Annotated in this window: 16 protein-coding genes; 13 read left to right on the top strand and 3 right to left on the bottom strand. The window is 72.3% G+C overall.

Annotated elements, in window-relative coordinates:
* Nucleotides 1-23 precede the first annotated feature (23 nt).
* The 10 genes from STRCI_RS43390 to moeZ all read left to right on the top strand — a co-directional run bounded on the left by STRCI_RS43390 (nucleotide 24) and on the right by moeZ (nucleotide 11,901).
* Nucleotides 24-116: an Ms4533A family Cys-rich leader peptide gene (locus tag STRCI_RS43390; protein ID WP_336298821.1), complete on the top strand. Its 93-nt coding sequence runs from the start codon at nucleotides 24-26 to the stop codon at nucleotides 114-116.
* 171 nt (nucleotides 117-287) lie between these two features.
* Nucleotides 288-2,000, top strand: coding sequence for an ABC transporter substrate-binding protein (locus STRCI_RS26745; RefSeq protein ID WP_269661515.1), 1,713 nt, complete (start codon nucleotides 288-290; stop codon nucleotides 1,998-2,000).
* A 4-nt stretch (nucleotides 2,001-2,004) separates the two neighbouring features.
* Nucleotides 2,005-2,997, top strand: coding sequence for an ABC transporter permease (locus STRCI_RS26750; RefSeq protein ID WP_269661516.1), 993 nt, complete (start codon nucleotides 2,005-2,007; stop codon nucleotides 2,995-2,997).
* Nucleotides 2,994-3,980, top strand: coding sequence for an ABC transporter permease (locus tag STRCI_RS26755; RefSeq protein ID WP_269661517.1), 987 nt, complete (start codon nucleotides 2,994-2,996; stop codon nucleotides 3,978-3,980). The genes STRCI_RS26750 and STRCI_RS26755 overlap by 4 nt, the downstream gene beginning before the upstream one ends.
* On the top strand, nucleotides 3,977-5,659 hold the full coding sequence (locus STRCI_RS26760) for a dipeptide ABC transporter ATP-binding protein (protein ID WP_269661518.1): 1,683 nt from the start codon (nucleotides 3,977-3,979) through the stop codon (nucleotides 5,657-5,659). The genes STRCI_RS26755 and STRCI_RS26760 overlap by 4 nt, the downstream gene beginning before the upstream one ends.
* A 190-nt stretch (nucleotides 5,660-5,849) precedes the next feature.
* On the top strand, nucleotides 5,850-7,601 hold the full coding sequence (locus STRCI_RS26765) for a DUF3492 domain-containing protein (protein ID WP_269661519.1): 1,752 nt from the start codon (nucleotides 5,850-5,852) through the stop codon (nucleotides 7,599-7,601).
* Complete coding sequence (locus STRCI_RS26770) at nucleotides 7,598-8,869, top strand: hypothetical protein (protein WP_269661520.1); 1,272 nt, start codon at nucleotides 7,598-7,600, stop codon at nucleotides 8,867-8,869. Before STRCI_RS26765 ends, STRCI_RS26770 begins: the two co-directional genes overlap by 4 nt.
* 93 nt (nucleotides 8,870-8,962) lie before the next feature.
* Nucleotides 8,963-9,922 carry an NAD-dependent epimerase/dehydratase family protein gene (locus STRCI_RS26775; protein WP_269661521.1) on the top strand — a complete coding sequence of 320 codons (960 nt, stop codon included), beginning with the start codon at nucleotides 8,963-8,965 and terminating at the stop codon, nucleotides 9,920-9,922.
* The gene (locus STRCI_RS26780) at nucleotides 9,910-10,659 is read left to right on the top strand and encodes a spherulation-specific family 4 protein (protein WP_269661522.1); all 750 of its coding nucleotides are present in this window, start codon (nucleotides 9,910-9,912) and stop codon (nucleotides 10,657-10,659) included. Before STRCI_RS26775 ends, STRCI_RS26780 begins: the two co-directional genes overlap by 13 nt.
* 63 nt (nucleotides 10,660-10,722) lie before the next feature.
* On the top strand, nucleotides 10,723-11,901 hold the full coding sequence (gene moeZ, locus STRCI_RS26785) for an adenylyltransferase/sulfurtransferase MoeZ (RefSeq protein WP_269661523.1): 1,179 nt from the start codon (nucleotides 10,723-10,725) through the stop codon (nucleotides 11,899-11,901).
* Between the two features lie 65 nt (nucleotides 11,902-11,966).
* Here the strand turns inward: moeZ and STRCI_RS26790 are convergent, their stop codons facing one another.
* From STRCI_RS26790 to STRCI_RS26800, 3 genes are all read right to left on the bottom strand, one after another.
* Nucleotides 11,967-13,523: an alpha/beta hydrolase gene (locus STRCI_RS26790; RefSeq protein ID WP_269661524.1), complete on the bottom strand. Its 1,557-nt coding sequence runs from the start codon at nucleotides 13,521-13,523 to the stop codon at nucleotides 11,967-11,969.
* Nucleotides 13,524-13,660: 137 nt separating this feature from the next.
* The gene (locus STRCI_RS26795) at nucleotides 13,661-15,202 is read right to left on the bottom strand and encodes an alpha/beta hydrolase (protein WP_269661525.1); all 1,542 of its coding nucleotides are present in this window, start codon (nucleotides 15,200-15,202) and stop codon (nucleotides 13,661-13,663) included.
* A gap of 86 nt (nucleotides 15,203-15,288) precedes the next feature.
* Nucleotides 15,289-18,015: a lysylphosphatidylglycerol synthase transmembrane domain-containing protein gene (locus STRCI_RS26800; RefSeq protein WP_269661526.1), complete on the bottom strand. Its 2,727-nt coding sequence runs from the start codon at nucleotides 18,013-18,015 to the stop codon at nucleotides 15,289-15,291.
* 186 nt (nucleotides 18,016-18,201) lie between these two features.
* Between STRCI_RS26800 and STRCI_RS26805 the strand changes: the two genes are divergently transcribed.
* From STRCI_RS26805 to STRCI_RS26815, 3 genes are all read left to right on the top strand, one after another.
* Nucleotides 18,202-18,588, top strand: coding sequence for an MGMT family protein (locus STRCI_RS26805; protein ID WP_015657964.1), 387 nt, complete (start codon nucleotides 18,202-18,204; stop codon nucleotides 18,586-18,588).
* A 257-nt stretch (nucleotides 18,589-18,845) separates the two neighbouring features.
* Nucleotides 18,846-22,232, top strand: a complete 3,387-nt coding sequence (locus STRCI_RS26810) for an ATP-dependent helicase (protein WP_269661527.1) — start codon at nucleotides 18,846-18,848, stop codon at nucleotides 22,230-22,232.
* Nucleotides 22,233-22,323: 91 nt separating this feature from the next.
* Nucleotides 22,324-25,749 carry an ATP-dependent DNA helicase gene (locus STRCI_RS26815; protein WP_269661528.1) on the top strand — a complete coding sequence of 1,142 codons (3,426 nt, stop codon included), beginning with the start codon at nucleotides 22,324-22,326 and terminating at the stop codon, nucleotides 25,747-25,749.
* The last annotated feature ends 2 nt before the right edge of the window (nucleotides 25,750-25,751 follow it).

A 25,751-nucleotide genomic window follows, 5' to 3' on the forward strand; every position in this document is an offset into this window, starting at 1 on the left:
AAAGTTCATACATATTTCTGCGCATGTCGTCCCACCGCGTGTCCGCCCGCGCAGCCATCGAGCTGGCGCTGATCGGCGTGACCGCTCTCTGCGTGGCCGACGTTCACTGTCGCTGACGCCCGCCCCTGGCGTGTGCGTCGCGCGTTCCTTCCTTCGGTTCCCTCCCTGACCAGGCCCCCGTTCGGGCTGGTTCGGGGCTCCGGCGACTCATGCGTCCGGGCAGACGTCTGTGCATCTCTGTCTCACATTCCGTCAGCCTGTCTCTGTATGCGAGAGGTCGTTCTTCGATGCGTCCATCGTCCCTGCTCAGCGCCCGCGTGGCCGCCGTCCTGGTGGTCCTTGCCACAGGCGCCGCCGCCTGCGGCCCCGAGGACAACGATGCCAAGGGGTCGGCCGGAGACTCCACCCCGCACCAGGGCGGCACACTCACCGTCCTGAACTCCAATCCACAGCAGGACTTCGATCCCGCCCGGCTGTACACCTCCGGCGGCGGAAACGTCCCGTCGCTGGTCTTCCGCACCCTCACCACCCGTAACAGGGAGGACGGCGCGGCGGGCGCCGAGGTCGTCCCCGACCTCGCCACCGACACCGGGCGGCCCAACAAGGACGCGACGGTGTGGACGTACACCCTGAAGGAGGGCCTGAAGTACGAGGACGGTACGCCGATCACCTCGGCCGATGTGAAGTACGGCATCGAGCGGTCCTTCGCCGCCGAACTCTCCGGTGGCGCCCCCTACTTGCGGGACTGGCTGATCGGCGGTGCCGACTACGAGGGGCCGTACAAGGACAAGGGCGGTCTGGGCTCGATCGAGACGCCGGACGCGCGGACCATCGTCTTCCGGCTGAACAAGCCCGAGGGCGAGTTCCCGTACCTGGCCACTCAGACGCAGTTCGCGCCGGTGCCCGAGGCCAGGGACACGGGGACGAAGTACGAGGAGCACCCGGTCTCCTCGGGGCCGTACAAGGTCGTGAAGAACGAGAACGACGGTGAGCGGCTGATCCTGGAGCGGAACACCCACTGGTCCGCCTCGACCGACGCCGAGCGCAAGGCCTACCCGGACCGGATCGACGTACGCTCCGGGCTCGACCCGGCCGTGATCAACCAGCGGCTGTCGGCGTCCCAGGGGGCGGACGCGGCGGCCGTCACGACGGACACCAACCTGGGCCCCGCCGAGCTGGCCAAGGTGACCGGTGACCAGGAGCTCGCGTCCCGCGTGGGGACGGGGCACTTCGGCTACACCAACTACATCGCGTTCAACCCGAAGGTGAAGCCGTTCGACAACGCCAAGGTGCGGCAGGCGATCGCGTACGCGATCGACCGCTCGTCCGTCGTCAACGCGGCGGGCGGATCGGCGCTGGCCGAGGCCGCCACGACCTTCCTGCCGAGCCAGAAGTCCTTCGGCTACACGCCCTACGACCACTTCCCGGCCGGTGGCTCCGGCGACCCGGCCAAGGCCGAGGAGCTGCTGAAGGAGGCGGGTCACGCGGACGGGCTCACCGTCACGCTGACCCACTCCAACGCCAAGGACTTCGAGACCAGCCCGGAGTTGGCGACGGCCATCCAGGACGCGCTGAAGAAGGCGGGTATCACGGTCGAGCTGGAGGGCCTGGAGGAGAACGACTACTCGGACAAGATCCACAACGCCGGGACCGAGCCCGGGTTCTTCCTCGCCCACTGGGGTGCCGACTGGCCTTCCGGCGGCCCCTTCCTCGCTCCGATCTTCGACGGCCGGCAGATCGTGAAGAACGGCGCCAACTTCAACACCAGCTTCCTCAATGATGATTCGGTCAATGCGGAGATTGACGCGATCAACAAGTTGACCGACCTTGACGCGGCCGCCCAGAGGTGGGGTGCCCTGGACAAGGAGATCGGCGAGCGGGCACTGACCGTGCCGCTGTTCCACCCGGTCTACAAGCGGCTCTACGGCGAGGACATCAAGAACGTCGTGATCAGCGACTGGACCGGTGTGCTGGACATCTCGCAGGTCGCGGTCAAGTAGCGCGATGAGTGAGGCACTTGTCGCCGTCGACGCGCCCGGGGCGGTCAGCGCCGCCCCGGGCGCCTCGGGGGCACGTCGGTTCCGGCGGCGGCTGCGGACGCAGCGCGCCGCCCTGGTCGCGGCAGGCGCGGTCGCGCTGCTGATCCTCGTCGCGCTCGCGGCACCCCTGCTCACGGCCCTGGAGGGCCAGGACCCGACCACCTATCACCCCGCCCTGGTGGACTCCGCGCGCGGAGGGGTGCCGATCGGGTCCTTCGGAGGCGTCAGCGGCGAGCACTGGCTGGGCGTCGAGCCGCAGACCGGGCGGGACCTGTTCGCGCGGCTGGTGTACGGCGCGCGGGTGTCGCTGGGGGTCGCGCTGGCCGCGACCGTCGTCCAGATGTTGATCGGTGTCTCGATGGGGCTCGGGGCCGCGCTCGGTGGTCAATGGGTTGATCAACTGTTGAGCCGGTGCACGGACATCATCATCGCCATGCCGCTGATGATCATGGCGTTGGCGCTGCTGGCGATCGTCCCGTCGAGCTTCCCGCGGCCCGTGCTGGTCGCCCTCGTCATCGGTCTGATCGGCTGGGGCAACATCGCGAAGATCGTGCGCGCCCGCACACTCACCCTCAAGGAGCTCGACTATGTCGCCGCGGCCCGGCTCAGCGGCTGGGGCACCCTCCGGATCGCCCGCCGCGAACTGCTGCCCGGAGTCGCCGCGCCCGTCATCACCTACGCCGCGCTCCTCGTCCCGTCCAACATCAGCGTCGAGGCCGCCCTGTCCTTCCTCGGCGTCGGGGTGAAGCCGCCGACCCCGTCGTGGGGACAGATGCTCACCTCCGCCGATGTCTGGTACCAGGCCGCCCCGCAGTACCTGCTGCTGCCCGCGGGCGCCCTGTTCGTCACCGTCCTCGCCCTGACCGTCCTCGGCGACGGCGTCCGCACCGCCCTCGACCCCCGCGCGGCCTCCCGCCTGCGCGTCGGAACGGGCCTCAAGAGGGAGTCCGGGGCATGAACTTCGTCGTGCGCCGCACGCTCGGCGCCCTGGTCACCCTGCTCGCGATCTCGGTGATCATCTACGTCGTCTTCTACGTCACCCCCGGCAACGTCGCCCAGATCACCTGCGGTCCGCGCTGCTCGCCCGTCCAGGTCCAGCAGGTCGCGGACCAACTGCACCTCGACGACCCGCTGTATGCGCGCTACTGGCACTTCCTGGAGGGCATCGTCGCGGGCCGGGACTACTCCACCGGCACCGCCGTGCAGCACTGCCCGGCGCCCTGCCTCGGGCTGTCGTACCAGAGCGACCAGCAGGTCACCCGGCTGATCCTGGCCAAGCTCCCGGTCAGCCTCTCGCTGGTGCTCGGCGCTATGGTGCTGTGGCTGGTCCTCGGGGTCGGCACCGGGGTGCTCTCGGCATGGCGGCGCGGCCGGCTCTCCGAGCGGATCCTCACCGGCGTCACCCTCGCCGGGACCGCCACGCCGGTCTTCGTCATCGGCCTGATCCTGATGATCGTCGTCTGCGGTGAGCTGCGGCTGCTGCCCTTCCCGCAGTACGTGAACCTCACCGAGGACCCCGAGCAGTGGGCCTGGAACCTGCTGCTGCCCTGGCTCTCGCTCGCCCTCATCGAGGCCGCCGCGTTCGCCCGGCTCACCAGGGCGTCGATGCTGGAGACACTGGCCGAGGACCACATCCGCACCTTCCGCGCGTATGGCGTGGGGGAGCGGTCGGTGGTCGGGCGGCACGCGCTGCGCGGGGCGTTCGCGCCGGTCATCGCGCTCAACGCCAACAACGTGGGCTCGGCGGTGGGCGGCGCGGTGCTCACCGAGACGCTGTTCGGACTGCCCGGAATCGGTCGGGAACTGGTCCATGCGGTCCAGGTGGTCGACCTGCCCGTCGTGGTCGGCATGGTCCTCGTCATCGGGTTCTTCGTCGTCGTCTCGAACGCCGTGGCGGATGTGCTGTACGCGGTGGCGGACCGAAGGGTGGTGCTGGCATGAGCCTGGTCGAAGTCACCGGCCTCTCCGTGGAGTTCGGCGACCTGAGAGCCGTCGACGACCTGTCCTTCCGGCTGGCGCGGGGCGGCTCGCTCGCCCTGGTCGGGGAGTCCGGCTCGGGCAAGTCCACCGCCGCGGCCGCCCTGTTGGGGCTGCACCGGGGTACGGGGGCGCGGGTGAGCGGCGCGGTGCGGGTCGCCGGGGTCGACGTGGAGGAGGCGTCGGAGGAGGAGATACGGCGGCTGCGGGGCGCCAGGGCCGCGATGGTCTTCCAGGACCCGCTGTCGTCCCTGGACCCGTACTACGCGATCGGCGACCAGATCGCCGAGGTGTACCGCGTGCACACCCGCGCGTCCCGGCGCGCGGCACGCGCGCGTGCGGTGGAGGTACTGGACCGGGTGGGCATCCCGGACCCGGTACGGCGCTCCCGCGCGCGCCCGCACGAGTTCAGCGGCGGCATGCGCCAGCGCGCCCTGATCGCCATGGCGCTGGCCTGCGAGCCCGGGCTGCTGATCGCCGACGAGCCGACCACCGCGCTGGACGTGACCGTGCAGGCCCAGATCCTCGACCTGCTGCACGCCCTGCGCGCGGAGACCGGCATGGGGCTGCTGCTCGTCACGCACGACGTCGGAGTCGCCGCCGAGAGCGCCGAGGAGGTGCTGGTGATGCGGCACGGGCGGGTCGTCGAGCACGGGCCGGTCGACGCCGTCCTGGGATCGCCGGCCCAGCCGTACACGCGTGAGCTGCTCGGTGCCGTCCCGCGCGTGGACGCGCCGCGGGCGTCGTCTTCAGCGGTCTCGGAGGACGTAGCGGCATCGGGGGACGTAGCGGCATCGGGGGACGTAGCGGCTTCGGAGGAGGCGGTCTCGGAGAAGTCGGCGGTCTCGGAGGAGGTCGTGCTGGAGGCGAGTGGGCTCAGCCGGGTGTTCGGGCGGGGGAGGCGGGCGGTCACGGCCGTGGACGGGGTGTCGCTCACCGTCCGCCGGGGCGAGACGCTCGGCATCGTGGGGGAGAGCGGCAGCGGGAAGACCACCCTCGGGCGGATGCTCGTCGGGCTGCTCCGGCCCACGGCGGGCGAGGTCCGGCACGCGGGGCACGCGCGCGTGGGCGTCGATCCGGCGGTGCAGATGGTCTTCCAGGACCCCGTCTCCTCCCTCAATCCCCGGCGCACCGTGGGCGAGTCGGTCGCGGCCCCGCTCCGTGCGCGGGGAGAGCGGGACGAGGGGCTCATCAGGGGGCGCGTGAGGGAACTGCTGGAGCGCGTGGGGCTCGAAGCGGCGCACTACGACCGCTACCCGCACGAGTTCAGCGGGGGACAGCGACAGCGCGTGGGCATCGCGCGGGCGCTCGCCGCCGACCCGCGCGTCATCGTCTGCGACGAGCCCGTCTCCGCGCTCGACGTCACCACACAGGCCCAGGTGGTCGCCCTTCTCGGCGAGTTGCAGCGCGAACTCGGACTCGCGCTCGTCTTCGTCGCGCACGACCTCGCCGTCGTCCGCCAGGTGAGCGACCGGGTCGCGGTGATGCGCGACGGGAGGATCGTCGAAGAGGGCCCGGCCGATGCTGTGTACGACCGCCCGCGCGAGGCGTACACCCGTCGGCTGCTGGCCGCCGTACCGGCCCTCGACCCGGCTCTCGCCGCCCGACGGCGGGTCGAGCGGCGGGAATTGGCCGTGACCTAACGAAACGTAACTGCATGATCTCTTAGCGCGACGAAACGCGACCCGCACGGGAAAGTTACGACCGTTCACCCCTTTTGGTGGCGCGATGGACAACCGTCCGTCGCGCCACCGCCTTGTCCGCATACGTTCGTCCCGCTGCGAGCCGTCGGGTCAACGGCGGCTCCCCTTACGGGAGATCGGGGGTGCGCTCGTGCGCATCGGACTGCTTACGGAGGGTGGCTATCCGTATGTGAGCGGTGACGCCAGGCTCTGGTGCGACCGGCTCGTGCGCGGGCTCGGGCAGCACGAGTTCGACGTCTACGCGCTCAGCCGCAGCGAGCGCCAGGAGGACGAGGGCTGGGTCCCGCTGCCCTCGCAGGTCCGACGGGTGCGGACGGCGCCGCTGTGGAGCGCGGAGGAAGACGGGGTGGCGTACGGCAGGCGTGCGCGCCGGCGCTTCAGCGAGCACTACGGCGCGTTGGCGGCGGTGTTGTGCGCCGGTGCGGACGAGGCTCGCGGCGGGGGTGCGCACAACGGGGGCGTGTGTTCCGAAGGCGCGTCGGATGACGTGGCGGACCGTTTCGGCAACGCGCTGTACGGGCTGGCCGAACTCGCGCGTGACGAGGGCGGCCTGGCCGGCGCGCTGCGCTCCGAGACCGCCGTGCGCGCTCTGGAGGGCGCGTGTCGTGCGCCGCGCGCCCTCCGCACGGCGCGCGAGGTGCGCGTACCCGAGCTCCTCACTGTCGCCGCGCACCTGGAACGCGCGCTGCGCCCCCTCTCGCTCGACTGGTACGAGGACGACGGCCTGGGCTCGGTCGACCTCTGCCACGCCGCCTCCGGTGGGCCGGCCGCCCTGCCCGGACTGCTCGCCCGCCACTTCTCCGGCGTACCTCTGCTGGTGACGGAGTACGGCGTGCGGCTGCGCACGCACTACCTCGCGGCCACCGACGCGCCGCCCGCCGTACGGGCGCTGCTCGCCGCCTTCCACGGCCGGCTGGCCGCCGAGATCTACCGGCGGGCCGAGGTCATCACCCCCGGCAACGCGCACGCCCGCCGCTGGCAGGAGCACTGCGGTGCCGACCGCGCCAAGCTGCGCACCGTCTATCCCGGCATGGACGCCGCCCGCTTCTCGGAGGTCGGCGAGGCCCCGGAGGCCGCCGACCCGGACACGCTGGTCTGGGTCGGCCGGGTGGAGCCCGCCAAGGACCTGGTGTCGCTGCTGCACGCCTTCGCCGAGATCCGCAAGGAGGAGCCGAAGGCGCGGCTGCGCATCGTCGGTGCCGCCGCGGGTGCCGAGGGCGAGGCCTATCTCGGCCACTGCAAGGCGCTGGCCGCGCAGCTCTTTCCCGACGAGGCGGTCGGTCTGCACGCCGTCGGCGACAACCCCGTCTCCTTCGAGGAGATCGGTGGACCGGAGCTGCCGACGGCTGCCGACGCGTACGCCGCCGGTGCCGTGACCGTGCTGTCCAGCGTCGTCGAGGGCTTCCCGATCAGCCTGGTCGAGGCGATGCTCTGCGCCCGCGCGACGGTGTCGACGGACGTCGGCGCGGTGGTGGAGGTCATCGGCGGCACCGGGCTCGTCGTGCCGCCGCGCAATCCGCGTGCGCTCGCGGAGGCGTGCGTGGCACTGCTGCGCGACCCCGAGCGCCGTGCGCGCCTGGGCGCGGCCGCACGAGCGCGTGCCCTCGAACTGTTCACCGTCGAGCAGAACGTCGCGGCATTTCACGGCATTTACCTGGAGATCGTCGCGCGCTGCCCGGTGCGCCGGGTTGTTCTGGACGAGACGGGCGAGCCGCTGCCGTTCGCCGTACCCGCCGAGGCCCATGTCCCCGGCCGCTGGACCGGTCCGGCGGCACGGCTGGTGGCCCGCGGCGGCCCCGGCTGGGCGGCGGGCCCCGGCTGGGCGGCGGCGGGACCGCCGGTACGGGCAACTCCCCACGTGGCCGTGGAGGGCGCGCGATGAGCGGACTGGGCGAACTGGACCGCCCCGGGAGACCGAGCAGCCCCGGGGGCTGGGACGTGCGGTCCAAGGAGTGGGCGGGGGATGAGACGGACATGCCGGAGTCCGCCGTACCGGAGTCCGTCGTAGTGGAGTCCGGCGAGCCGCGGTCCGCGCCCGCCGGCGAGCGTCCGCAGACCGCCGGGCGGCGCACGACCGTCGACCCGGTGAAGGCGCTGATGCACCGGCACCGTGAGCTGTGCGAGCGGGCCGTGGACCCCCTGGAGATCGCCGCGGGACTGGAGGCGCACGGCGTCACCGATCGCACCGCCGGGCGCTTCCGGCACCGGGACGTGTTCTCGCTCGCGGAGGAGATGTACGCGCGCGTGCCCCGCGACGGCGACGCCCCGGCACGCACCACGACCCCGGACGCCCCCAGGGCGCGGGCCGACGGGGCCGTACTCGCCCTGCTCCCCGGGGTGTTGTGCGCGGCGACCGTGACCGGCCTGCGGCTCACCGAAGGACAGCCCCGGCTGATCGTGGCCGTCGTGGGCGCGCCGGCCGTGGCCCTCGCCCTGCGCGCGTCCCTGTCCCGTGGCCCGCTGCGCCTAGCGGACCGCGTCCAACGCCCCACCGCGGCCTGGACCTGCTGGCTGATCGCCTACGCGGCCCTGGGTGACGCGCTCCTGAGCGCCGCCCTCACCGGTGGCCCCGACGCCCCGCCCACAGGTTCCCCGGGCGGCGCCTGGCCCTCGGCCGCCGCCGGCGTCCTCGCCCTCTCCCTGTCCTGCGCCCCCGCGGTCTGGTGCGCCCACCTCTTCGCGGCCCGCGCCCGTCGCAGACTCGCGGCCAGCCGGGGCCTGGAGGAGTACGCCACCGCCGTACGACCGCTGCTGCTCGGCACGTTCGCCCTGTACCTCGCCGCCCTCACCGCACTGCTGGCCCTGTCCGGAATCGCCCTCGACGAGCCCGCCGCCTACCCCCAGATCCTCACCCTGGGCGCCCTGCTCCTGCTCGCCCGCCTTCTCGCCGCCCACGGCTTCACCCACGCGCCCGCCCTGGTCCTCACCGTCGCGACGGCCGCCGAGGCCCTGGCGCTCGCCTCGGCGTTCGCCGCCCGGCTCCCCGGCTGCGCCTTCCTGGCCACGCCTGTGGAGTTCCTCGTCACCACCTGGGGCCCGGGCGCCGTGCCCACGCTCGTCTGCGGCGCGGGCGCCCTGACCCTGCTCATCCACTCCTCCCGCACCCTGACCCGAGCCTCGGCCCACGCCACGCCGGACGTCCCGTGCTGACGCGCCGCACGCGCAGGTCCCGCACCGTCCTTTCGAAGGAGAACCCCACATGATCACCTCCCGACCCGAGCTCTCGGCCCCGGGAGCCGCGCGATGAGAGTCCTGCTGATCGGAGCCAACGGCTACCTCGGCCGCTATGTCGCCGACCGTCTGCTCGCCGACCCCGCCGTCCAGCTCACCGCGCTGGGCCGCGGCGACGACGCCGACGTGCGCTTCGACCTCGCGTCCGGCAGCCCCGGCGCCCTCACCCGCTTCCTCGACGCGGTCCACCCGGGCGTCGTCGTCAACTGCGCGGGCGCCACCCGCGGCGGCGCCCGCGAACTCACCCGCCACAACACCGTCGCCGTCGCCACCGTCTGCGAGGCGCTGCGCCGCAGCGGCTGCGGCGCCCGTCTGGTGCAGATCGGCTGCGGCGCCGAGTACGGACCCAGTCAGCCCGGCTCCTCCACGGCCGAGGACGCCGTCCCGCGGCCCGGCGGCCCGTACGGCGTGAGCAAGCTCGCCGCCACCGAACTCGTCCTCGGCTCCGGCCTGGACGCGGTGGTGCTGCGGGTCTTCTCCCCGGCGGGCCCCGGCACCCCCGCCGGCTCCCCGCTCGGCCGCCTCGCCGAGGCCATGCGCCGCGCGATGCAGTCCGGCGACGGCGAGCTCAAACTCGCCGGACTCGGCGCCCAGCGCGACTTCGTCGACGTGCGCGACGTCGCCCGCGCCGTGCACGCGGCCTCCCTCTCCGCCGCGCAGGGGGTCATCAACATCGGCTCCGGCCGCGCCGTCCGGCTGCGCGACGCCGCCGCGGTCCTCGCCCGGGTGGCGGGATACGGCGGCGCCCTCCACGAACTCGACGGCCCGCCCGGCCCGCTGCGCGCGTCCATCGGCCACCCGCGCTCCGAGTCCGACCACGCGGCCCCCGTCGCGTACCCGTACCCGGATGGCTGCGGCAGCTGGCAGCAGGCCGATGTGCGCACCGCGCGCGACCGGCTCGGCTGGCGGCCCCGGATCAACCTCGAAGAGTCCCTCGCAGACATCTGGATGGAGGCGGCATGCCGCATCTGACCAGCACCAAACCCGGCAGCACCGGCACCGGCCTGTGCACCGGCCTCGGCGTGCCCGGCTTCGCCCACCCCCTCGTCGCCCCGGCCGAGTGGGCCGAACTCACCCGCCCCGGCACCCCCGTGCACTGGGCCGCGCTCAATGTCTCCGACGGCCCCGGCAGCCGCCCCGACCCGCACTGCCTGCAGGCGGCCGCCCGGCTGCGCACCGCCGGTGTCCGGGTCCTCGGCCGGCTGGACACCACCTACGGCGCCAGCCCTTTCGGGGAGGTGATCTCCGAGGCCCACCGCTATCTCGACTGGTACCAGGTCGACGGCTTCCTGCTGGACCGCTGTCCCACAGAGCGGACCGCGCTCCCCGAGATCCGGCGCACGGTCACCACACTCCGGGCGCTGCGTGACGACGCCCACATCGTCCTCGGCCACGGCACGCATCCCTACCCCGGCTACGCCGAGCACGCCGACCAGCTGGTCACCTTCTCCGGCCCGTGGAGCGACTACCGCTGGTCGCAGGTGGCGGAGTGGACCGCGGACTATCCCCCCGACCGTTTCTGCCACTTCGTCCACGGAGTGCCCCTCGGCCATCTGGAGGAAGCGCTGCGCGTCGCCCGCTGGCAGGGGGCCGCCACGATCTGGTTCACCGACCGCACGGACGGCTGCGGCCGCACCGATCCCTGGGAGACCATGCCCGGCTACTGGGACGAAATCGTCTCGCGGATCGGAACGGGTGTCTCGGAATGAAAAAGGCCATGGCACTGTTACGGAGAGAACAACCGTAGTGATGAACCGACCAACGGAGCCCCCGTGTCGCTGCCACCCCTGGTCGAGCCAGCTCCTGAGCTCACCGTAGACGAGGTCCGCAGGTACTCCCGCCACCTGATCATTCCCGATGTGGGGATGGACGGGCAGAAGCGGCTCAAGAACGCCAAGGTGCTCTGTGTGGGCGCCGGCGGCCTGGGCTCGCCGGCGCTGATGTACCTGGCCGCCGCGGGCGTCGGCACCCTCGGCATCGTGGAGTTCGACGAGGTCGACGAGTCGAACCTGCAGCGCCAGATCATCCACAGCCAGGCCGACATCGGCCGCTCCAAGGCCGAGTCCGCGCGCGACTCCGTCCTCGGCATCAACCCGTACGTGAACGTGATCCTTCACGAGGAGCGGCTCGAAGCCGACAACGTGATGGACATCTTCAGCCAGTACGACCTGATCGTCGACGGCACCGACAACTTCGCCACGCGCTACCTGGTGAACGACGCCTGTGTGCTGCTGAACAAGCCGTACGTCTGGGGCTCGATCTACCGCTTCGACGGCCAGGCCTCGGTCTTCTGGTCCGAGCACGGTCCCTGCTACCGCTGCCTCTACCCGGAGCCCCCGCCGCCGGGCATGGTCCCCTCCTGCGCCGAGGGCGGCGTGCTGGGTGTGCTGTGCGCGTCCATCGGCTCCATCCAGGTCAACGAGGCCATCAAGCTTCTCGCGGGCATCGGCGAGCCGCTGGTCGGCCGCCTGATGATCTACGACGCCCTGGAGATGCAGTACCGCCAGGTCAAGGTCCGCAAGGATCCGAACTGCGCGGTCTGCGGCGAGAACCCCACCGTCACCGAGCTCATCGACTACGAGGCCTTCTGCGGCGTCGTCTCCGAGGAGGCCCAGGAGGCGGCGGCCGGCTCCACGATCACTCCCAAGCAGCTCAAGGAGTGGATCGACGACGGCGAGAACATCGAGATCATCGACGTCCGTGAGATCAACGAGTACGAGATCGTCTCGATCCCCGGCGCCAAGCTGATTCCGAAGAACGAGTTCCTCATGGGCACCGCCCTCGAGGGCCTCCCCCAGGACAAGAAGATCGTCCTGCACTGCAAGACGGGCGTCCGCAGCGCGGAGGTGCTCGCGGTCCTGAAGTCCGCGGGCTTCTCCGACGCGGTCCACGTCGGCGGCGGCGTCATCGGCTGGGTCCACCAGATCGAACCGAGCAAGCCGGTCTACTGAGCCGGTCTCCCGGCCGGCGCGGCGGGGGCTCCAGATGCCTTGGGCGTCTGGGGCCCCCGTTCGCGTCAGGAGCAGACCTTGCCGTCCTTCGGGACCGTGCCGGAGAGCAGGTAGTCGTCGATCGTGGAGTCGACGCAGCCGCTGCCACTGCCGTAGGCGCCGTGTCCCTCGCCCTTCCAGGTGAGGACCACACCGACGTCCTTGCCCAGCTCGTCCGCCATCTTGCGGGCGCCCTCGTACGGCGTGGCCGGGTCGCCGGTGTTGCCCACGACCAGGACCGGCGCCGCTCCCGCTGCGCTGACCTCGGGGGTGTCGTGCTGGCCGGGTACCGGCCAGTCGTGGCACCAGCCGGCCGTGTCCCAGCCCAGGAACGTGCCGAACACCGGCGAGATCTTCTCGAACTCGGGCAGCAGCTTCTTCGTCTCCTCGGCGGTCGGCCGCTGCTTGGCGTCCAAGCACGATATGACGCGCTGTGAGTGGGTCGTCGTGCCGTAGCTGCCCGACGCGTCACGCTCGTTGTAGCCGTCGGCGAGCGTCAGCAGCTCCGAGCCGTCCCCCGATTCCGCCGCCTCCAGGGCGCTGGTCAGGGTCGGCCAGCTGGACTCGCTGTACAGCGGCAGCACGATGCCGGTGACCGCCAGGGACTGCGTCAGCTTCCGGTCGGAGGACGTCGGCAGGGGGTTCGCGTCGATGCGGTCCAGCATGTCCGCGATCTTCCGTGAGCCCTCCTGAGGATCCTGCCCGGTGGACTTCAGGTAGTTGTTCAGCGCCCGCTGGAAGCCCCTGGCCTGGTTCTTGGCGTGGTCCACGGTGTCGGCGCTCGGGTCGACGACCGCGTCGAGGACCAGCCGCCCCACGTTCTGCGGGAACAAGTGGGCGTACACACCGCCCAGTTCGGTGCCGTAGGAGATGCCGAAGTAGTGCATCTTGTCGTCGCCGAGGACCTGGCGCAGCAGGTCCATGTCGCGGGCGGTGTCGGTGGTCGACACATGGGCCATCAGCTTGCCGGCCGACTTCTCGCAGCCCTGGCCGAAGGCGGCGGCGTCCTTGAGGTACGCGGTCTCCTCGGCCGGGGTGTCGGGCGTGGCGTCCACCGACTCGGCGGCTTGGATCTCCTGGTCGCTGCGGCAGCGCACGCCCTCGCTGGAGGCGACCCCGCGCGGGTCGAAGCTCACCAGGTCGTAGCGCTTGTGCAGTTCGGACGCGGTGGAGGCGTAGTACGGCATCATCGAGACGCCCGAGCCGCCGGGGCCACCGAAGTTGAACAGCAACGAGCCGATGCGGTCGTCGCCGGTAGCCTCGGAGCGGATCAGGGCGATCCCGATGGTCCTGCTCTTCGGCTTCGTCCAGTCCAGCGGCACCTTGAGCGTCGCGCACTGCCAGTCGCCGCCCGGAGGGGCGGAGCCCTCGGTGGCCTCGCATTCGCCCCAGTCGAGCTTCTGGGACGTCAGGGAGGCAGGCAACGGCACCTTGGTCCCCGAGGTTCCGGAGGAGGCCGACGGGGTTCTGCTGGTCTCCTCGCCGGCCTTGCCGTCACCGCCCTCGTCGCTCCCCGAGCTGCACCCGGTCACCAGGAGCCCGGCGGCGGCCGTCGCAGCCGCCCACCGTAGGAAACGCGCCATGTGCACTACCCCCCTCGCAGGCCGTCCGCACCGTGCAGCGGATGGCGGTCAGGCCATAGTAGGCATAGTCCCCGAGACCTGCCCCAGCCTGTGGATAATCTTCTGACCTGCGGGTTTATCTTGCCCTCCCGGGGTTGTCAGGTGCAGACCGTGCCGGCCGTGGGCACTTTCCCGGTCAGCAGATAGCCGTTCACCGCGTTCTGTACACACTTGTTCTTGCTGTCGTAGGCCCCGTGTCCCTGGCCCCGGTACGTCAGCTCGACACCCACGCCCTCGCCCAGCGCCTGCACCATCCTCCGGGCGCCTTCGTAGGGCGTGGCCGGGTCGCCGGTGTTGCCCACGACGAGGATCGGGGCCGATCCGGGCGCGCTCACATCGGGGTGGTCGGCGGCGCCGTCCACGGCCCAGTCGGTGCAGCTGACCATGCCCCAGGCCAGGAAGTCGCCGAACAGCTCCGAGGCCGCGCGGAACTCCGGCAGCCTCGACTCCACGAACTCGGCGGTGTAACGCGGCTTGTCGTCGGCGCAGTTGATGGACACGTTGGCCGCGGTGATGTTGCTGTACTCGCCGTTCTCGCTGCGGCCGTTCATCGAGTCGGAGAGCAGCATCAGGATCCTGCCGTCACCGTCGTACGCCTGCTGGAGGCCCTCGGTGAGGTACTCCCAGAAGTCCTGCGAGTACAGTGCCTGCGCGATGCCGTTGGTCGCGGCGGTCTGGGTCAGGTCGCGCGGGAAGATGCCCGGCAGCGGCTTGCGGTCGAGTTCCGCCAGCAGTGCGGCGATACGGTCCTTCACGTCCTGCGCGCTGTCGCCGATCGGGCAGTCCTCGATCTTCGAGGTGCAGTCCTCGGCGAAGTTGTCGAGCGCCCGCTGGAATCCCCTGGCCTGGCCGAGCGAGCCCTGCTCGGGGTTCTGCGTCGGGTCGACGACCGCGTCGAAGACGGCACGCCCGACGCGCTCGGGGAACAGATGCGCGTACACACCGCCGAGTTCGGTGCCGTAGGAGATGCCGAAGTAGTGGAGCTTGTCGTCGCCGAGGACCTGGCGCATCAGATCCATGTCGCGGGCCGCGTCGGTGGTGCGCACACGCGGCAGCATCTTCTCGGAGTTCTTCTCGCAGGCCGCGTTGAACTCCTTGGTGCTGTCCAGCAGCTCGGTGCGCTCGGCGGCGTCGTCCGGGGTCGCGTCCTGCTGGAAGAAGGCGTCGAGCTGCTGGTCGTTCTCGCATTTCACCGGCGCGCTGCGGCCGACCCCGCGCGGGTCGAAGCTGACCAGGTCGTACCGGGTGCGCAGGGCCGCGTAGTCCTCACCGAAGGCGGGCAGCGTGGTGACGCCCGAGCCGCCGGGGCCGCCGAAGTTGAACAGGAGCGAGCCGATGCGCTCGCTCTTGTCGCCGCTCGCCTCCGCGCGGATCAGCGCGAGGCCGATCGTGTCCCCTTTGGGCTCGGACCAGTCCAGGGGCGCCTTCATGGTGGCGCACTGCCACTCGTCGCCGTTCGGCAGCGGGGAGGGGGCGCTGCCGCCGCCCTCGGCCTGGGAAGGGGCCGGGCAGTCCTCCCAGTTCAGCTGCTGGGCCGTCAGATCCTCGTCCTCGGAGTCCTCGCCGCACCCCGTCAGCAGCGGGGAAATCAACAGGGTGGCGGTCAGGACTGCGGCGCGCAGGCGGGAGGGGTTCGGCATGATCCCATCCTGCGGTCGCGCACGACCGGACGCTCGGGGCGCGGGCCGTAAGAGGTACGGGCCGTAGGAGGTGCGGGGCCGCCCTGCTAGAGCGCGCCCTTGCGTGTGAGGTGGTTGAACGCCAGCCAGCCCGGCAGGACCGGCAGCCACAGGGTCAGCAGCCGGAACAGCAGGACGGACGGGGCGGCGACCTCGCTGGGCAGGCCCACCGCGATCAGACCGACCGTCAGGGTCGCCTCCACCGCGCCCACACCGCCCGGGGTCGGGGCGGCGGAGCCGAGCGCGTTGCCCGCGAGGAAGACGACCGCGACGCTGGCGAGGCTGATCGAGGTCTGCTCGTCGCCGAAGGCTCGGATGGAGGCGTCCAGGCACATCACGAAGCACGCCGTCAGCAGCAGCATGCCGCCGATGCCGGTGATCAGCTTCTGGGGCCGCTGGAGCACATCGAGCATGCGCGGCACCACGCCCGCGAAAAGCGACCGCACGCGCGTGACGACGAATTTGCGCAGGAACGGCACCGAGGTCACCACGAGCACGAGCACCGCGACCGTCAGCAGACCCGCGATGACCGTCCGGGACGGCGACAGCGAGGGCGTCTTCTCGGTACCGGTCAGATAGCCGAAGGACAGCAGCATCAGGATGTGGCAGCCGAGCCCGAACAACTGCGACGCGCCCACACTCGCCACCGCGAGCCCGGGGCGCACGCCCGAGCGTTGCAGGAAGCGCGTGTTGAGGGCCACGCCGCCGACCGCGGCGGGCGCGACGATCTTCACGAAGGACCCGGCGACCTGCGCCGCCACGGTCCGCATGAACGGCACCCGCTCCGGCACGAAGCCGAGCAGCGCCATCGCCGCCGCGAAGTAGCTGGCCGCCGAGAACAGCACGGCCGCGGCCACCCAGCCCCATTCGGCGTTGGCGACCAGCGGGCCGAACTCGATGTGGGTGAGCTGCGTCAGCAGGAAGTACGCGCCGATGGCTCCGGCGATGAAGCTGATCAGCGTGCGCGGCCGGACGCGCTCCAGGCGGGCCGGTTCGACCGGAGCCTGCGGCCTGATCAGCAGTACCTGATGCCGGATCTGGGTGAGCAGATCCTCCTCGCGCGCTTCGTCGATGGCCTCGTCGATGGCCCGCTTCTCGGCGCGGGCCTGGGCGCGTACGGCCTTCTTGTCGGCCTTCTCCAGGACGGGCACGGCCTCTTCGGCGGCGGCCTCCGCGCGCGCCTGCTTGGCCAGCCGGGAGGCATCCAGGACCGCCTCGCGCTCGCGTTCCGCCCGCTCCCGGGCCAGTCGGCGCAGCGTCGCGCGCGTGGAGCGCGTCAGCGCGATGGGCTGGAGCATCGGCAGACAGTCCGCCACGGCGTCGGGGCCGAGGACGCCGACCGCCGAGGCAACGGCGCGTTCGGCGCCCACCCGCAGTCCGAGCGTCGTCACGAGCTGCGCGATGTCCATGCGCAGCAGGAGCTCACCGGCCGCGATCTCACCGCCGCGCAGATCGGTGAGGATCACCGTGCCGGAACGATCCACCAGAATCGCGTCACCCGCGAGCCTGCGGTGCGCGATACGGCGGGACTGCAAGGCCCGTACCTGATGCCAGGTGTTGCGCAGCAGCTCGTCGGTGATCTCCTCGTCCGCGAGCGAGTCCAGCGTGCGGCCGCCGCTGTGCTCGTAGACCAGCATCACCGCGTCGGGGCCCAGCTCGGAGGTCGCGATCAGCTTGGGGGCGTTGGCGCCGGCCGCGATGGCCGCGTAGGCGAGCAGCGCCTCCTGCTCCAGTGCCTGGCGCAGCGACTGGAGGCTGCGGCGCGTGGCGATGCCGCGCAGCGTCAGATTGCGCCAGACGCGGTAGAAGAAGCCCTGCGCCTGCTGTTCCCGGTCGACCACGGTGACGTCCAGCGGTGGGCCGTCCTCCAGGGTGACGAAGTAGCGCCGGCCGCGGTCTCCGCTGTCGCCGTGGTCCGGGGTCTCGTCGCGGGCCGCGCTCACCGGGCGGAAGCCGACGGTCCGCAGGCCCGCCATCAGGGTCCGGCCGGTGGGGCGGACGTTGGGGGAGCCGACCGCGTACAGCGTGCCGTAGGCCACGGACCAGCCGATCAGCACCGTGAGGATGATCGAGAACGGTGTGGTGTACCCGGTGACGAGCATCGAGAAGGCGTCGAGCATCAGCACGATCCACAGCACCGCGCGCCAGCGCGGCCGACGGGACATGCCGACCGCCGTCATGTACGCGATGACCGGGGCCAGATAGCCGTGCACCGGGTCGGTCAGGGCGTTGATGTCGCCGGGGGAGGGCTGTGTGAGCGCCTCCTGGATCGAGTCGGGGGCGGCCTTGGCGACCCAGAGGTCGGTGGCGAGTGTCACACCGTGCGCGAGGACGGCGGCGAGCACACCGTCGGCGATGCGCAGCCCGTCGCGCTTGATCAGCCGTTCGATCGCGAACGCGACCGGAACCAGCAGGATGGCGATGCTGGAGGCGAGTCCCGCGATCTTGATGAGCAGGTCGGGCGCCTGGCCGGTGCCCTTGTTGATGTCCTGTTCGAGACCCGAGGTGGTGCCGTGCGCGAACGCGGCGATGGCGATCAGTACGGCCACCGCCAGGACGCCCACCAGGAACCGCATGAGGTCGGAGGGACGGTGCACGCGCGCGGGGAGCAGCGGTTCGTCGCCCTCCACCTCGTCGGTGTGCGGCTCGTCGTACCCCGTGGGCTTGTCGGCGTCGTTCGTGGCCGCGCCCTTCCTGTCGTCGGCGGCGTCCGGGCGCGACGAAGCCTCAGAGGTGCTCTCCGCATCCTCGGGGTGCACACCCTGCTGCTTCATCGTCTCTTCTTGATCTCGTATCAACGGTCACCGCCCGCACGATGGTGGCATGCCCCACCGACACGCGGGGGCGTCAGGGTGCAGATGCGGGGGCGCACAGTCTGCCGGAAGCGCCGTCCGGGGGCGAGGGCCACGCACCGTCGCGGGCCCGTCACATTGTCGGTGGGGTGGTGCAGGATGGGGCGGATGAGCGAGGAGAGCCTTCCGGAGGACGCCCGCCCGGAGTACGCGGACGCGCTGCCCGAGTACGCCGAGCGGGTCCTCGAAGTCGCCGAACTGATTCCGCCCGGGCGCGTCATGACCTACGGGGATGTCGCCGAGTGGCTTCAGGAGGGCGGCCCGAGACAGGTCGGCCGGGTGATGGCCCTGTACGGCGGCGCGGTGCCGTGGTGGCGTGTCGTCCGCTCGGACGGGGCGCTGCTCCCGGGGCACGAACTGCGGGCCCTCGGCCACTACCGCGACGAGGGCACCCCGCTGAAGGAGGCCGGCCGGACCACCGAGGGACACCTGCCGCGCCTCGACATGAAACGGGCGCGATGGGACGGCGGTGAACGCGCGGAAGGTCACACCTGACAGCTTCCGCCATCCGCCAGGCCGCGGTGTGACCTGTGATCCGTACGGGGGAAGAAGGGCACATCCGTGGCATGACGTACGTTCGTGAGTCGAGGGACGCATGTGGCGCGAGCGCCCCGAGGGATGAATCGGAAGCCCTGCTTCCGCCGGATCCGTCGGCGTAGCGTCGGCTGCACGCGTCCCCCTCATCCCGCCGCCACCGCCCTCCACGCGCGGTGGCCAGCCAACCAGCACACCCACCAGGACCGGCGAACCACGTGAGCTCCTCTTTCTCCACCGGACGCCTGCCGCACCCCCAGGTGCGGCAGGGGAGTCGTGGCGCTTACCGACTGGTCCGTACCCCGCCGGCCAGGGTGGACCCCCCTCGTCTGGACGCCGCGCAGCGCTCCGTGGTTGACCACACCGCCGGCCCGCTGCTCGTTCTCGCAGGTCCGGGCACCGGAAAGACCACCACGCTGGTGGAGTCGGTGGCGCAGCGGATCGCCCGCGGCGGCGACCCCGCGCGCATCCTGGTGCTGACGTTCAGCCGCAAGGCGGCCGTCGAACTGCGCGACCGCATGGCGCTGCGCACCGGCGCCGCGCGGGCCCCGAGGGCGACCACGTTCCACTCCTTCTGCTACGCCCTGGTCCGCGCCCACCAGGACAGCGAGCTGTTCGTGGAGCCGCTGCGACTGCTGTCCGGCCCCGAGCAGGACGTGGCCGTACGCGAACTGCTCGCGGGCCAGCCGGACCTGGAGCGGCTTGGCCTCGCCCATGTGCGCTGGCCCGACGAACTGCGCGCCTGCCTGACCACCCGGGGCTTCGCCGACGAGGTCCGCGCGGTCCTCGCCCGCAGCCGCGAACTGGGCCTCGCACCCGGCGCCCTGGACGCCTTCGCCCGCCGGATCGGCCGCCCCGACTGGCGGGCCGCGGCCGCCTTCCTCGCCGAGTACCTCGATGTCCTCGACCTCCAGGGCGTGCTCGACTACGCCGAACTCGTCCACCGCGCGGTGCTCCTCGCCCACCGCCCCGAGGTCGCCAGGCAGCTCGCCGACCAGTACGACGCCGTGTTCGTCGACGAGTACCAGGACACCGACCCCGCCCAGGTACGGCTGCTGCACGCGCTGGCGGGCGGCGGCCGCACCCTGGTTGCCTTCGGCGACCCGGACCAGTCGATCTTCGCCTTCCGGGGCGCCGACGTGAACGGCATCCTGGAGTTCCCGCGGGCCTTCCCGCGCGGGGACGGCCGTCCGGCCCCCGTGGCGGTGCTGCGCACCTCCCGCCGCTCCGGCGGCACACTGCTCGCGGCGACCCGGCTGCTCACCCAGCGGATGCCGCTGACCCGCCTCCCGGCCGACAAGGTCCGCGCCCACCGCGAACTCGCGCCCGTCCGGGACGGGGGCCGCGTCGAGGTGTACACGTACCCGACGCCCGGCACGGAACTCGACAACATCGCCGACATCCTGCGCAGGGCGCACCTGGAGGACGGCGTGCCCTGGCGCGAGATGGCCGTCCTGGTCCGCGCGGGCTCCCGCACGATCCCGACGGTCCGCCGCGCCCTCACGGCCGCCGGCGTCCCCCTGGACATCGACGGCGACGACCTGGCCCTGCGCCACGAACCGGCGGTGGCGCCCCTGCTGACGGCCCTGCGCGCGGTGGCGGAGGCGGAGGCGCGGGGGAGCGGTGACGGGGGCGCGGCTGCGGATGCGACGGCGGATGAAGCGGAGCCGGATGAGGCCGCCACCGAAGCCGAAGTCGAAGCCGACGATGATGCCCCCGACACGACCCCCTGCTGGCTCGACACCGAGACCGCCCTGACCCTCCTCGCCTCCCCCCTGGCGGGTATGGACGCCGCCGATCTGCGCCGCCTCGGCCGTGCTCTGCGGGACGAGGAGCGGGCCGCCGGAGTCGCCCTGCCCCCGCCGTCGGACGAGCTGCTCGCGCGGGCGCTGGCCGAGCCGGAGCGGCTGGTCGCGCACGATCCGGTGTACGCGCGGGGCGCGCAGCGGCTCGGCGCGCTGCTGCGCAAGGCCCGTGAACGCCTCGCGGACGGCGGTACGGCCGAGGAGGCGCTCTGGGATCTGTGGGAGGGCACCCCGTGGCCCGGGCGCCTGGAGCGGGCCGCCCGGCGCGGCGGCGCGGCCGGGCGCAACGCCGACCGTGACCTGGACGCCGTATGCGCGCTGTTCGCGACCGCGGCCCGCTCCGAGGAGCGCACCGGCGGCCGCGGCGCCCTCAACTTCCTGGCGGAGATCGAGGCCGAGGACATCGCCGCCGACACCCTCACCCGCCGCGCCCTGCGCCCCGACGCCGTACGCCTGATGACCGCGCACCGCTCCAAGGGCCTCGAATGGCGCCTGGTCGTCGTCGCGGGCGCCCAGGAGGGACTGTGGCCGGACCTGCGCCGCCGTGGCTCCCTGCTGGAGGCCGACCGGATCGGCCGCGACGGACTCGCCGAACCGCTGACCCCGGGCGCGCTGCTCGCCGAGGAGCGCCGCCTGTTCTACGTGGCCGCCACGCGCGCGCGTGAGCGCCTCGTCGTCACCGCGGTGAAGGCTCCCGCGGACGACGGTGACCAGCCCTCCCGCTTCCTGACCGAGCTCGGCGTCGAACCCAAGGACGTCACGGGACGCCCCCGGCGCCCCCTGTCCGTCGCGGCACTCGTCGCCGAGCTGCGCGCCACGACCGTCGACCCGCGCGTGTCCGACGGGCTCAGGGAGGCCGCCGCCCGCCGCCTGGCCAGGCTCGCCGCGCTCACCGACGAGGACAGCCGCCCGCTGGTCCCCTCGGCCCACCCCTACCGCTGGTGGGGCATGTTCGAGCCGACCGAGAGCAAGGTGCCGCTGCGCGACCGCGACCAGCCCGTCGTGCTCTCCGGCAGCGCCCTCGCCCAGCTCGCCGACACCTGCGCCCTGCAATGGTTCCTGGGCCGCGAGGTGAAGGCCGACGCGCCCGCGACCGTCGCCCAAGGCTTCGGCAACGTCGTGCACGTCCTCGCCGACGAGGTCGCCTCCGGGCACACCCCGGCCGATCTCGCCGTCCTCATGGAGCGCCTGGACTCCGTGTGGAACGCGCTCGCCTTCGACGCGCCGTGGAAGTCCGCACAGGAGAAGGAGCACGCGCGCGTGGCGCTCGAACGCTTCCTCCAGTGGCATGTCACGGACCGCGCGGGCCGTACGCCGGTCGCCAGTGAGCACGACTTCGACGTCACCCTCGAAGCGGGCGACTACGAGGTCCGTATCCGTGGCCAGATGGACCGCGTCGAGGCCGACGGCGAGGGCCGCGCCTATGTCGTCGACTTCAAGACCGGCAAGCAGGCCCCCAGCTCGGCCGAGGTGGCCCGGCATCCGCAGCTCGCGGTCTATCAGCTCGCCGTCCGTGAGGGCGTCGTGGACGAGGCCTTCGACGGGGAGCGTCCCGAGCCGGGCGGCGCCGAACTCGTCCAGCTGCGGCAGGGCGCGGCCAAGCGGGACGGCGGCGAGAGCCTGCCCAAGGTGCAGGCCCAGGAGCCGCTGGAGGGCGAATGGGTCGGCGAGCTGCTGGCCAACGCCGCCGGAAAGGTCCTCGACGAACGGTTCTCGCCCACGGCCGGCCAGCACTGCGCGCACTGCGCGTTCCGGGCGTCGTGCAGCGCGCGCCCGGAGGGGCGGCACGTGGTCGAGTGACGGACAGCACCACACGTGCTGACCTGCCCTTCTCCCTTCACGACGGCCGATTCGGCATCCGTTGTCAGTGGCCGCCGCTAGCCTCTCTGAGGTGCCGCCACGTATCACCGATCCCGATCAGCTCAAGGAGCTCCTCGGCATCCCGTTCACCCCGGAGCAGACGGAGTGCATCACCGCGCCGCCCGCCCCGCAGGTGATCGTGGCCGGAGCCGGGTCGGGCAAGACCACGGTGATGGCCGCGCGCGTGGTGTGGCTGGTCGGCACCGGGCAGGTCGCCCCCGAACAGGTCCTCGGCCTGACCTTCACCAACAAGGCCGCCGGTGAACTCGCCGAGCGCGTCCGCAAGGCACTGATCAAGGCGGGCGTTACCGACCCGGACGTCATCGACCCCGACAACCCGCCAGGCGAGCCGGTGATCTCCACCTACCACGCCTTCGCGGGCCGTCTGCTGACCGACCACGGCCTGCGCATCGGCCTCGAACCGACCTCCCGCCTGCTCGCCGACGCCACGCGCTACCAGCTCGCCGCGCGCGTGCTGCGCGAGGCTCCGGGCCCCTACCCGGCGCTCACCCGTTCCTTCGCCGACCTGGTCAGCGACCTGCTCGCCCTCGATGCCGAACTCGCCGAGCACCTCGTACGCCCCGCGGCGCTGCGCGCCCACGACGCCGAGCTGCTGCTCACCCTGCACGGCGTCAAGCTCACCAACGCCGATCTGCGCAAGGTCCCCGAGACCCTCGCCGCGCGCCGCGAACTGGCCGAGCTGGTGGGCCGTTACCGGTCCGCCAAGCGCGAACGCGATCTGCTCGACTTCGGCGACCAGATCGCCCTGTCCGCACAGCTCGCCGGAATCCCCGAGGTGGGCCGCGTCCTGCGCGACGAGTTCCGCGTGGTCCTCCTCGACGAGTACCAGGACACCTCCGTCGCCCAGCGCGTCCTGCTGGCGGGCCTGTTCGGCGGCGGCACCGGACATCCGGTCACCGCCGTGGGCGACCCCTGCCAGGCCATCTACGGCTGGCGCGGCGCCTCCGTCGCCAACCTGGACGACTTCCCCGAACACTTCGCCCGCGCGGACGGCCGTTCCGCCACCCGCCAGGCCCTCAGTGAGAACCGGCGCAGCGGCGGCCGCCTCCTCGACCTCGCCAACGGCCTCGCCGGGCCGCTGCGCGCCATGCACGCGGGCGTGGAGGCCCTCCGCCCGGCCCCCGGCGCCGAACGCGACGGCCTGGTGCGCTGCGCCCTGCTGCCCACCCACTCCGAGGAGATGGCCTGGATCGCCGACTCCATCGCCCACCTGGTGAACACCGGCAAGGCCCCCGGAGAGATCGCCGTCCTGTGCCGTACGGCCACCGACTTCGCCGAGATCCAGGGCGCGCTGGTGGCCCGGGACGTCCCCGTCGAGGTGGTCGGCCTGTCCGGGCTGCTGCATCTGCCCGAGATCGCCGACCTGGTCGCCGTCTGCGAGGTCCTCCAGGACCCCGGCGCCAACGCCTCCCTGGTCCGGCTGCTGACCGGCCCGCGCTGGCGCATCGGCCCGCGCGACCTCGCCCTCCTGGGGCGCCGGGCCCGCCGTCTGGTGTCCCACGCGCGCGTGGACGGCGACGACGACCCGGACCGCCGGCTCGCCGAGGCCGTCGAGGGGGTCGACCCCGCGGAGGTGATATCGCTCGCGGACGCCCTGGACACGTTCCTGGAGACGCCCTTCGACGGGCCGGGGGACGACGACGGGCTGCCGTTCTCGCCGGACGCGCGCGTGCGCTTCGCCCGCCTGGCCACCGAACTGCGCGACCTGCGCCGCTCGCTGTCCGACCCGCTGATGGACGTCCTGCACCGCGTCCTCGCCGTCACCGGCCTGGAGGTCGAGCTGTCGGCGTCCCCGCACGCCCTGGCCGCCCGCCGCCGCGAGACCCTGTCGAACTTCCTGGACATCGCCGCCTCCTTCGCCGCCGGTGACGGCGAGGCGAGCCTGCTGGCCTTCCTCGGCTTCCTGCGCACCGCCGCCCAGTACGAGAAGGGCCTCGACAACGCCCTCCCGGGCGGCGAGAACACCGTCAAGGTGCTCACCGCGCACAAGTCCAAGGGCCTCGAATGGGACGTCGTCGCCGTCCCCGGCCTGGTCACCGGGACCTTCCCGAGCGGCCAGGGCCGCGAGAAGTGGACCTCCCAGGGCAAGGTGCTGCCGCACGCCCTGCGCGGCGACGCCGACACCCTGCCCGACGTCGCGGCCTGGGACTCGCGCGGCCTGAAGGCCTTCCACGAGGCCATGAAGGAGCACCAGCACACCGAGGAACTGCGCCTCGGCTACGTCACCTTCACCCGCCCCCGCTCCCTGCTCCTCGGCTCCGGCCACTGGTGGGGCCCCAGCCAGAAGAAGCCCCGCGGCCCCTCCGACTTCCTCCAGGCCCTGTACGACCACTGCGCCGCCGGGTACGGCGAGATCGAGGCCTGGGCGGACGAGCCCGCCGAGGACGAGGAGAACCCGGCGCTCCACGCCACCGACGCCGACCAGGTCTGGCCGCTCCCTCTGGACGACGCGGCACTGGCCCGGCGCAGGGCGGCCGCCGAGACGGTCCTGACGTACCTGGAGAATCTCGGCTCCCCCGCGGACGCCGACCCGGCGGCCACGCACGACCCGGAGTGGCCACCGCCCCCGGACGACGAGGGCGTCTACGGCATCCCTGAAGAGGAACCTCTCGAAGAAGGCCCCGTCGAGGACGACCCTTTCGACGACGGCCCCTTTGACGACGAGCCCCTCGACGACGACTGGGACTCCTGGACCGCGGAACGCCCCACCGTCCCGCACCAGGCGCAGGCCCCCGACCGCGCGAGTCTCACGCCGGAGGAGGCCCGCACCATCGCCTCCTGGGACCGCGACCTCGACGCCCTCACCGGCGAGCTGCTCCGCGCGCGGGACAGCGTCACCGAGGTACCCCTGCCCGCCTCCCTGACCGCTTCCCAGGTGCTGCGCCTGGCCGCCGACCCCGACGGCCTGGCCCAGGAGCTGGCCCGCCCCATGCCCCGCCCGCCGCAGCCCGCGGCCCGACGCGGCACCCGTTTCCACGCCTGGGTCGAGGCCCGGTTCGAGCCACTGACCCTGCCCATGCTGGAACCGGACGAACTGCCCGGCAGCGAGGCCGAGATCGCCGACGAACAGGACCTGGAGGTGCTCAAGGAGGCCTTCGAGCGCACCGAGTACGCCCACCGCACGCCCTACCGCGTCGAGGCCCCGTTCCAGCTCGCCCTCGCGGGCCGCGTCGTCCGCGGCCGCATCGATGCCGTCTACAAAGAGGGCGACGGCGAGCGGGCGACGTACGAGATCGTCGACTGGAAGACCCACCGCACCCGCAGCGCCGACCCGCTCCAGCTGGCCGTCTACCGGGTCGCCTGGGCCGAGCAGCAGGGGGTGCCGCTGGAGTCCGTCAGCGCCGCGTTCCTGTACGTGCGCGGCGGCGAGATCGTCCGTCCGGAGGACCTCCCGGACCGCGCGGCACTGGAACGGCTGCTGACCGGGGAACCGTAGTG

Source organism: Streptomyces cinnabarinus, assembly GCF_027270315.1.
Classification (GTDB): domain Bacteria; phylum Actinomycetota; class Actinomycetes; order Streptomycetales; family Streptomycetaceae; genus Streptomyces; species Streptomyces cinnabarinus.

Excerpts from the sequence above, each read along its gene's own strand:
- STRCI_RS26790 (WP_269661524.1), bottom strand. The coding sequence starts at position 13,523 with ATGGCGCGTTTCCTACGGTGGGCGGCTGCGACGGCCGCCGCCGGGCTC.
- STRCI_RS26805 (WP_015657964.1), top strand. The coding sequence starts at position 18,202 with ATGAGCGAGGAGAGCCTTCCGGAGGACGCCCGCCCGGAGTACGCGGAC.
- STRCI_RS26775 (WP_269661521.1), top strand. The coding sequence starts at position 8,963 with ATGAGAGTCCTGCTGATCGGAGCCAACGGCTACCTCGGCCGCTATGTC.
- STRCI_RS26780 (WP_269661522.1), top strand. The coding sequence starts at position 9,910 with ATGCCGCATCTGACCAGCACCAAACCCGGCAGCACCGGCACCGGCCTG.
- STRCI_RS26795 (WP_269661525.1), bottom strand. The coding sequence starts at position 15,202 with ATGCCGAACCCCTCCCGCCTGCGCGCCGCAGTCCTGACCGCCACCCTG.
- STRCI_RS43390 (WP_336298821.1), top strand. The coding sequence starts at position 24 with ATGTCGTCCCACCGCGTGTCCGCCCGCGCAGCCATCGAGCTGGCGCTG.
- STRCI_RS26770 (WP_269661520.1), top strand. The coding sequence starts at position 7,598 with ATGAGCGGACTGGGCGAACTGGACCGCCCCGGGAGACCGAGCAGCCCC.
- STRCI_RS26800 (WP_269661526.1), bottom strand. The coding sequence starts at position 18,015 with ATGAAGCAGCAGGGTGTGCACCCCGAGGATGCGGAGAGCACCTCTGAG.
- STRCI_RS26745 (WP_269661515.1), top strand. The coding sequence starts at position 288 with ATGCGTCCATCGTCCCTGCTCAGCGCCCGCGTGGCCGCCGTCCTGGTG.
- STRCI_RS26750 (WP_269661516.1), top strand. The coding sequence starts at position 2,005 with ATGAGTGAGGCACTTGTCGCCGTCGACGCGCCCGGGGCGGTCAGCGCC.
- STRCI_RS26760 (WP_269661518.1), top strand. The coding sequence starts at position 3,977 with ATGAGCCTGGTCGAAGTCACCGGCCTCTCCGTGGAGTTCGGCGACCTG.
- STRCI_RS26755 (WP_269661517.1), top strand. The coding sequence starts at position 2,994 with ATGAACTTCGTCGTGCGCCGCACGCTCGGCGCCCTGGTCACCCTGCTC.